The sequence below is a fragment of the Streptomyces sp. JJ38 genome (assembly GCF_019303475.1).
In the GTDB taxonomy this organism is placed as follows: Bacteria; Actinomycetota; Actinomycetes; order Streptomycetales; family Streptomycetaceae; genus Streptomyces.
Genome location: NZ_JABLSI010000090.1, coordinates 1 through 4,897 on the forward strand (window position 1 = coordinate 1; position 4,897 = coordinate 4,897).

At 75.3% G+C, this 4,897-nt stretch carries 4 protein-coding genes; 2 read left to right on the plus strand and 2 right to left on the minus strand.

Annotated elements, in window-relative coordinates; all coding sequences use genetic code 11:
• Positions 1-103: 103 nt before the first annotated feature.
• The gene (gene egtA / locus HPT28_RS26260) at positions 104-1,522 is read right to left on the minus strand and encodes an ergothioneine biosynthesis glutamate--cysteine ligase EgtA (protein ID WP_308119535.1); all 1,419 of its coding nucleotides are present in this window, start codon (positions 1,520-1,522) and stop codon (positions 104-106) included.
• Between the two features lie 202 nt (positions 1,523-1,724).
• On the minus strand, positions 1,725-2,558 hold the full coding sequence (locus tag HPT28_RS26265) for a VOC family protein (RefSeq protein WP_219094449.1): 834 nt from the start codon (positions 2,556-2,558) through the stop codon (positions 1,725-1,727).
• A 272-nt stretch (positions 2,559-2,830) separates the two neighbouring features.
• On the opposite strand from HPT28_RS26265, the gene HPT28_RS26270 reads away from it, so the two are divergent.
• Entirely contained in the window at positions 2,831-3,736 is a 906-nt protein-coding gene (locus tag HPT28_RS26270) for an RNA polymerase sigma factor SigF (RefSeq protein WP_219094453.1), read from the plus strand.
• A 194-nt stretch (positions 3,737-3,930) separates the two neighbouring features.
• Positions 3,931-4,897: serine/threonine-protein kinase (locus tag HPT28_RS26275; protein WP_219094451.1), on the plus strand; the 967-nt coding region annotated here is incomplete at its 3' end.

The window sequence follows — 4,897 nt, forward strand, 5'->3', positions numbered from 1 at the left end:
CCGGGCGGCGGCGCGGGGGCGACGGCGGCCCCCGGCGCGAGGGCGGCGCCCGGGCCCGTGGCCGCGGTGCCGGGGTTCGAGGGTGCGGGCGGCATGGCGGACATCAGGCGGCTCCTCGGTGGACGTCGGCGGGGCAGCGGCCCCGGTCGGCGTAGCGCTCGGCGAACTCGGCGACGGCCCGGTGCGCGGCGCCGCCCGGCGCGCTCTTGGCGAGCGCGGCCTCGGCGGCGGCCACACAGCCGCGCACGGCGGGCCCGAGCAGCGGGTCGGCCGGACCGTGGCGGGCCGCCCGCAGCCACAGCCCCGGGCTGGACGGCCGCGCGGCGAGCGGCTCGGTGACGGCCCGGGCCTCGGCCGCCGCGTCCGGGTCGTCGAGCAGCGTGGCCGCGACGGCGGTGGCCGCGATCCAGCCGTCCCCGGGCTGGGCGTCGATCATGCGCAGCTCCAGCCAGCCGCGCGGGCGCACCGGTGGGAAAAGGGTGCTGAGGTGGTAGTCCAGGTCGGCGCGGGTCGGCGGGCGTTCGGCGCAGTCGCCGCGCAGCCAGTCGCGGAACGTGAGGCGCGGTGGCGCCGTCCAGTCCGCGCCCGGCCCGTCGTGGCCCCGACGCAGACACAGCAGGGGGGCGTCGAGCGCGTAGCGGGCCCACTCGGCGCGTGGCGGGTGGTGCGCACTCGGCGGGCGGGTGCGCGGGGGGTCGGTGTGGTACCAGATCCGCTGCCGGGTGGAGGCCCAGCCGGTGGGGTGTCCGTTCCAGCGCGGGGAGTTGGCGAAGGCGGCGACGAGGACGGGGCCGAGCCGGTGGACGAGCTCCCAGCGCTGCCGGTAGCCGGTGGGTCCGTCGCCGTCGTCCCCGGCGTCCAGGCTGATCTGGACGGCGGCGGTGCCACGCATCATGGCCCGGCCCCAGGGCCCGAGCCGGTCGAAGTGGGCCTCCATGGCCCGGTACCGCGGGTGGTCCAGCACCCGCGGTGGGGTGTGGTACGGGTTGACGCCGTGTCCGTGGAGGGTGGCGCCGGCGCCGGCGAGCGCCTCCCGGAGGACGGCGAGGTCGGTGGCGGCCAGACTGACGCAGTCGGCCAGCGACTCCCCCGGTGGGCTGCTCAGTTCGAGCTGCCCGCCCGGCTCGCGGGTGAGGCGGCCGCCGCCGGGCAGCCGCCCCGGGGTCCCGCCGGGCTGGAAGGGGGCGAGGGCGGCGTCGAGCAGTTCCGGGGGCGCGGCGCGGGCCGGGTCCTCCCGGTCGCGGACGTGCCACTCCAGCTCGACCCCGACGCGGCGGGGCGGGCCGGTCTTGAAGCAGATGCCGCGGACGTACGCGTCGGCCTCGGCCTCGGTCAGCCCGGAGGTGTCGGAGGGCGGTCGGCCGCCCGGTGACTCGGCGTCGGCGCCGGCCTCCGGGGCGCGGTCCGCGGGCGGGGCTTCCGCGGCAGTGCCCGCCACGGACGAGGACGCCCGGTTGGCCGGTGTGGCTGGGGTGGGGCGGGGGTCAGGGCCGCTGTCGGCGTTCTGTACCACGGTGTCCACGGCAACTCCTCCCGGAACGGCGGACGATGGGGACCCACTGGGCACACAGTCACCCTTACTGCCCGCCGTGGCTGTCGGGTGAAACATCGGATTCGCATGACCTGGGGTCGAAACGGGTAAGCACTCCCGCCCGGCACCTGCGCAGCGCCCCGGTCCGAGCGGCGCCTGACCGGCCTGCGCCCGCCCCGGCGGGGGCTCGCCGCTAACCGGGCCGCGCCCCGGCGTCGATGATCCCGAACCCCGCGCCCTGCGGGTCCGTGACGCTCGCCCGCCTGCCGTACGGGCTGTCCCCGGGCCCCCGGCGCACCCGGCCGCCGAGCCGCTCCACCGTGGCCAGGGCTTCGTCGACGTCGACCACGGCGAAGTACACCTCCGTCCGGGGGCTCGCCACGGACCCCCTCGCCGACACGTCCTCAGCCACGCGGCGCCGCATGCCGATCACCGCGCCCGCGACCTCCCACAGCAGCACGTCCTCCCCGCCGCCCTTCCCGCCGCCCTCGTCCCGCTCGGCCCGCTCGGCACCTGATCCGGCGTCGGGCGGGTGCCGGAGGGTGATGGGCAAGACGGCCGGGTAGAAGGCGTCGACCGCGGCGGGGTCCCGCGTACGGACCTCGCTCCAGGCGTACGCGCCCGGCACGCCCACCTTCGCGAAGCCGGGATGGGTGCCGGCCTGCCATCCGCCGAAGACGGCACCGGCCGGGTCGCGGGCCACGAACATGCGGCCGTAGTCGGCGATGCTCGTGGGCTCCATCAGGATCTCGCCGCCCCGTCCCCGCACCCGTGCCGCGGTCGCGTCGGCGTCCCGGACGGCGAAGTAGAGGCTCCACGCGACGGGCCACGCCTGCTGCCCGGGCAGTTGCGGCACGAGCGCGGCGACGGCGTCCCCGTTCGACCGGGCCTGCGTGTAGTTGCCGAACTCGTCGGCGCTGCCCTCGAACGTCCAGCCGAACAGCACGCCGTAGAAGTGCTTGGCCGCGTCAAGGTCGCTCACCATCGCATCGGCCCAGCAGGGGAAGCCCTCGGGGCGTGCGGGCATGGTCCTGCCTTCCGCTCACCGGCTCCCGGGTGCGGAGCCGCTTCCGGTCACGGTATCGGCGCCCGGGCGCGCCCGCAGGCCGAGCGCCGTCGCCGCCGGGCCGTCCGGGTGGTCCGGCCGCGCCAGGCGCCCGTAGGGGGCAGGCACGCGCCGCCGTCGGCGCGCGCGGGCGTGCGCCTCCCGGGGTTGGGGGAATCTCCCTGGTGTGTTCATGGAAATCGCGGGTATGCGACTCGCCGTCCACGAAGCGACCGGGGAGGGCATTCGTGAACATGAACGCAACCGCCTGGCAGGCGAAGAACGCGGGAGAAGGACCCATCGGGGTGGAACCGGCCCCGACGCGGGAGATCGCGACGGCCACAGCGGACGGTCTTCCGCACCCGAGGGAGCCGCACGCCGTCGCCCCCGAGGACGCCCGAGCGCTCACCCGGCTGTTCGTCGAACGGCTGCGCACGCTGGACGAGGGCACGGCCGAGCACCAGTACGTCCGCAACACGCTCATCGAGATCAACCTCTCGCTCGTCCGCTACGCCGCGCGCCGCTTCCGCAGCCGGGCGGGCGAGACGGAGGACATGATCCAGGTGGGCACGATCGGCCTGATCAAGGCCATCGACCGCTTCGACCCGCAACGCGGGGTGGAGTTCACCACCTTCGCCGTGCCCTACATCATGGGCGAGATCAAACGGTTCTTCCGTGACACGAGCTGGTCGGTCCGCGTCCCCCGCAGGCTTCAGGAGCTCCGGATCGACCTCGCCAAGGCCGGGGACGAACTCACCCAGCGCCTCGGCCGGTCCCCCACGACGGCCGAGCTCGCCCAGCGACTCGGGCTGAGCGAGGAGGAGATCATCGAGGGCCTGGTGGCCAGCAACGGCTACACCGCGGGCTCCCTGGACGCCGGCGCCGAGGAACCCGGCGACCACCACGGCAACGGCCCCAGCATCGCCGACCGCATCGGGGAGAGCGACCCGGCGTTGGAGGGCATCGAGAACATCCAGGCGCTCCGGCCGCTCATCGCCCGGCTCGGCGAACGCGAGAAGCGCATCCTGTGCATGCGCTTCGGCGAGGAGATGACCCAGGCGCAGATCGGCGCCGAACTCGGCCTGTCCCAGATGCACATCTCCCGGCTGCTGTCCCGCACCCTCGCCACCCTGCGCAGGGGCCTCCTGACCGAGCGCTGACCGTCCCCCGGGGCCTCCGCCGACGTCCCCGCCCCCGTCCCCTGCCGGTGCCCGCGGCGCCGTATTGCGGAACTGACACAGGGTCGGAACCTCCGCCCGTGTCAGGTCAACTACAGTGACTGCGCGGCCGGCAGGGGTACGGCTTAGGGGAGTTGGGGACGGCTCCACCTCAGAGAGGCACTTACGGGGGAGATTTGGACACCAGTCTCTACATCGGTCCTGAGTCGGCGCCGGACCGGTACCGGCTTCTGCGCTCCATCGGACGCGGCGGCGAGGCCGTGCTCTACCTCGCCGAGATCCAGCTCGGCGGCGCCGCCGAACCCGTCGTGGTCAAGGTGCTCGACACCCAGGAGACCATGCGGCCGCAGGAGTTCGCGAAGATCAGCTCCCGCTGGAGCGAACAGGCCGAGCTGCTGCGCTTCGTCCACCGGCTCGGGGTCGTCGGCATCCGCGAGCACTTCGAGGGCATGCCGCCGCACCAGGCCGGGGAGGCCGGCACCCCGCCCGGGCGGGCTCTGTGCCTGGTCATGAACCACGTCGAGGGCCTCGACCTGCGGGACTGGCGCGCCGAGCACTCCCTGGAGACCCCGGCCGAACGCCGGGACGCCCTGCGCTACCTGGAGCAGCTCGCCGAGGTCCTGGACTGGCTGCACCTGGGCAAGGGAACGCCCTCCGGGCGCGTCGTCGTGCACGGCGACCTCTCCCCCGGCAACGTCATGATCGACGCCAACGGGCAGGCCACGCTCGTCGACTTCGGGCTGAGCAAGCTCACCGCCGAACACCGCACCGCCGAGGTCTGGTTCACCCCCGGCTTCGCGGCACCCGAGGTGTTCGAGGGGCGCCGCACCCCGGCCACCGACCGGTACGCGTTCGGCGCCATCGCCTACTTCCTGCTCTCCGGCGAGTCGCCCGCCAGCACCCCCGAGCAGGTGCGGCGCCAGTTCCGCGATCTGCCCGCGCTGGCGGCACAGGACGACGAGGCCCGCGACGAGGTGCTGGCCGTCTTCTCCGCCGACCCGGCGGCGCGCCCCGACAGCCTCTCGACGTGGGTCAAGCGCCTCCGCCAGGCGGTGTTCTCCACCTCGGCCTCGTCCACGTCGCGCGCCGCGGCGGCGGGCGCCGCCGGTGCGGCCGCCGCCGCCCCGGCCCGGCCCGCGGTTC

What these genes read in the sequence shown, in the direction of transcription:
- HPT28_RS26265 (WP_219094449.1), bottom strand. Translation starts at nt 2,558, where the DNA reads ATGCCCGCACGCCCCGAGGGCTTCCCCTGCTGGGCCGATGCGATGGTG.
- HPT28_RS26270 (WP_219094453.1), top strand. Translation starts at nt 2,831, where the DNA reads ATGAACGCAACCGCCTGGCAGGCGAAGAACGCGGGAGAAGGACCCATC.